Source organism: Arthrobacter sp. JCM 19049, from assembly GCF_001310435.1.
In genome coordinates this window covers 1-1,030 of the sequence record NZ_BAXF01000648.1, presented here as the reverse complement: position 1 = coordinate 1,030, position 1,030 = coordinate 1, and the positions used below count along the sequence as shown (strand labels likewise).

At 67.5% G+C, this 1,030-nt stretch carries 1 protein-coding gene and 2 pseudogenes; all 3 read left to right on the top strand.

Annotated elements, in window-relative coordinates:
- Positions 1 to 51 precede the first annotated feature (51 nt).
- Positions 52 to 224: pseudogene (locus tag JCM19049_RS23700) on the top strand (lyase family protein); the annotation flags it as partial.
- Entirely contained in the window at positions 222 to 656 is a 435-nt protein-coding gene (locus tag JCM19049_RS15235; protein ID WP_374700333.1) for a hypothetical protein, read from the top strand. The pseudogene JCM19049_RS23700 and the gene JCM19049_RS15235, both read left to right, overlap by 3 nt.
- A gap of 20 nt (positions 657 to 676) precedes the next feature.
- A pseudogene (locus JCM19049_RS15230) lies at positions 677 to 1,030 on the top strand (amino acid permease); the annotation flags it as partial.

Sequence of the window (1,030 nt, the reverse complement as noted above, 5' to 3'; positions counted from 1 at the left end):
TGCCGCCACCTGCGCGAGCTGACCGGACTGCCGCTGACCACCAGCCCGGATTTGATCGAGGCGACCAGCGACGTGGGCGCGTTCGTGCACCTGTCCGGCGTGCTCAAGCGCGTGGCGCTGAAGATCTCCAAGATCTGCAACGACCTGCGCCTGCTCTCCTCCGGCCCGCGCGCGGGCTCTACGACCTGCAGCTGCCGGCAGTGCAGTCAGGGTCCTCGATCATGCCCGGCAAGGTCAACCCGGTGATCCCCGAGGTCGTGAACCAGATCGCCTACCAGGTGGTGGGCCACGATCTGACCGTGACCATGGCCGCGGAGGGCGGGCAGCTGCAGCTGAACGCGTTCGAACCGGTGATCGTGCACTCGATCGGGCTCTCGCTCAAGCACCTGACCAACGGCTGCCTCACCCTGGCCGAACGCTGCATCGACGGGATCACCGTGGATGAGGCGGCGCTGCGCCGCGAGGTGGAGAACTCCATCGGTCTGGTCACCGCGCTGAACCCGCGCCTGGGCTACGCGGCGTCGACCTCGATCGCGATGGAGGCGCTGCACACCGGACGCGGTGTGGCCGAGCTGGTCCTGGAACGCGGCCTGCTCTCCGCCGAGGATCTCAATGAGCTGCTCTCCCCCGAGCGCCTTGCCAATCTTTCCGACTAATCCCCCACCCAAGGATACTGATGGAGCATTCCACCACTGGGAACACCCCCGTTCCCGACGCCTCGCTGACCGCCGGCGACGCGGACTACCACAAGGGCCTTTCGGGCCGGCAGATGCAGATGATCGCGATCGGCGGGGCGATCGGCACCGGACTGTTCATGGGGGCCGGCGGACGGCTGGCGCAGGCCGGGCCGGGCATCGTGATCAGCTATGCGGTCTGCGGCTTCTTCGCCTTCCTGATCCTGCGCGCGCTGGGCGAACTGGTGATGCACCGGCCTCCTCGGGCTCGTTCGTCTCCTACGCCCGTGAGTTCTACGGGGAGAAGGCGGCGTTCGCCACCGGCTGGCTGTACTGGCTGAACTGGTGCATGACCT

What these genes read in the sequence shown, in the direction of transcription:
- JCM19049_RS15235 (WP_374700333.1), top strand. Translation starts at nt 222, where the DNA reads ATGCCCGGCAAGGTCAACCCGGTGATCCCCGAGGTCGTGAACCAGATC.